The 1858-nt window shown below is 73.1% G+C and carries 3 protein-coding genes; 2 read left to right on the top strand and 1 reads right to left on the bottom strand.

Going from position 1 to position 1858, the window contains the following annotated elements; all coding sequences use genetic code 11:
* A partial coding sequence (locus AB0E96_RS40765) for a hypothetical protein (RefSeq protein ID WP_359831854.1) occupies window positions 1-305 on the bottom strand: 305 nt, incomplete at its 3' end.
* Between the two features lie 155 nt (window positions 306-460).
* Here AB0E96_RS40765 and AB0E96_RS40760 point away from each other — a divergent pair.
* A complete protein-coding gene (locus tag AB0E96_RS40760; protein ID WP_359831852.1) occupies window positions 461-1225 on the top strand; it encodes a hypothetical protein in 765 nt (254 codons plus the stop codon).
* A gap of 120 nt (window positions 1226-1345) precedes the next feature.
* On the top strand, window positions 1346-1858 hold a 513-nt coding region (gene yidD / locus AB0E96_RS40755; RefSeq protein WP_359831850.1), incomplete at its 3' end, for a membrane protein insertion efficiency factor YidD.

The raw sequence follows: 1858 nt of genomic DNA, 5'->3' as shown, positions 1-1858 counted from the left end.
CGATGCTGGACGTGCACGGCGGCGCCAGCCCGCTGGAGGACCTCCAGCCGGTCGCGCACGCCTCCGACATCCTCAAGCTGATCGACCTGGTCCGCGCCGGCACCTGCCCCGGCGGCCCCGGCCCCGGCCCCGCCCCCCGCGCCGGCGGCCCCGAGCCCCGCCGCTTCGCCGAGCCCGGCGCGTCCGAGCCCGCTGTGGCCGACCCCGTCGGCACGGCCCGCGTTCCACCCCCGGGGGGCGAAGTCCGCGCTCTCCCCGCCGCCCCACCAGGGCACCCCGACGACCACCATGCTGCTGGTGATCATGGTCCCCGGTGTGGTCGCCGCGGTGGCCCTGCGCCCCGGTCGGGGGCGAGGCGGCGGCAGGTCGGGCCGCTCCTGACGCGTTCGCCGACCGGGATCCGAGGGTGGATCCCCAGCTGTTCGTTCCGTCACATGCCATGTCAGAGAAGGGAGTTCCCATGTCCGAATGGATGGCGTTGACCATCGCCATGGCGGCGGCCGTCGCCGTGGTCGTGGTGGTGCTGCTGCTGAGGCGCCGTCAAGCGGGCTTCGAGGAGAGCACCGACGAGACCCCGGACGTCATCGAGTACATCACCATGATGATCGGGGTGGTCTACGCGATCGTCCTCGGTCTCGCCATCGCGGGGGTCTGGGAGGCGCGCGGCGCCGCCCAGGACGACCTGTTCCGGGAGGCGCAGTCGCTGCGCCAGGTGAGCGACCGCGCGGTGATCTACCCGGCGGAGTTCCGGGACCAGGTCCGGGCCGACGTGGACGCCTACGTCTCGTACGTCGTGAACACCGAGTGGAGCTACATGCAGAAGAACGGCGGGATCACCGACAAGGGCGATCAGCTGCTGCAGAAGCTCCAGACCGACGTCGGCACCCGCTCGCCCGCCTCCGACCTGGAGTCGGGGGCCTACCAGTCGATGACGGACCTGATCGGGCAGGCGTCCGACGCCCGGAACTCGCGCGGGCAGAACGCCGGTCCGACGATGCCGGGCGTGGTCTGGCTCGGCCTGATCGGCGGGGCGGTGGTGACCGTCGGCATGCTGTTCGCGCTCCAGATCCGGAACACGCCGAGGGAGCTGATCCTGGCGCTCTGCTTCAGCGTGCTGATCGCCTTCGCGCTGTTCATGATCTGGGACTTCGACAATCCGTTCGCGCGGAGCGTCTCGGTGACCACCCAGCCGTTCGAGGACCTCTTCCCCTCGCTCTTCAGCTGACCGCCCCGGCGGTCGGGAGTGGTCGGGGGTTGGGTCGATCCGGGCAGGTGATCTTCGGATAATCTTGCCCGGATCGTCGGGGGTCGGCCCCCGGCGGAGCGAACGAGGGGACCGCCCGCAGTGTCCGACCCGGCGCCGGATCCCGGCCCCCACGTCCCGTCGGCCCGCCCGGAGCGCGCCTGGTGGTGGCTGCCCGCCTCGGAGCGGCTCCGGCGGCGGAAGCAGCGCCGGGTCCGGGAGGACCACCGCAGGAGCTACCGCAAGGAGGAGCATGCCAAGGCCGAGCGGCGCAAGCGGCTCCGGCACGAGGGCACGGACTGCTGCCTCGACGGCTGCTGCGAGTTCGCCGATCCCTGCCTGATCGCCCTGATCCCCGTGATGATGGCCTCCGGCGTCCGCTTCGCCCTCGCCGGAGTGCGCGGGCACCGGACGGCCGACCCGTCGGCACCGGCCCCGCGCGGGTTCGCGGCCGGTGCGCTGTACGGCGCGGTGCGCTACTACCGCACCGAGGTCAGCCCCCGTCGACCGGCCTGCTGCCCGTACACGCCGTCCTGCTCGACCTACGCGGTGCAGGCGCTGCACCGGCACGGCGCGCTGCGCGGGGCCCGGCTGACGGCCGGGCGGCTGCTGCGC

The organism is Kitasatospora sp. NPDC036755 (assembly GCF_040636595.1).
GTDB lineage: Bacteria > Actinomycetota > Actinomycetes > Streptomycetales > Streptomycetaceae > Kitasatospora.
This window is presented reverse-complemented; position numbering and strand designations above follow the sequence as displayed.

What these genes read in the sequence shown, in the direction of transcription:
- AB0E96_RS40760 (WP_359831852.1), top strand. Translation starts at nt 461, where the DNA reads ATGTCCGAATGGATGGCGTTGACCATCGCCATGGCGGCGGCCGTCGCC.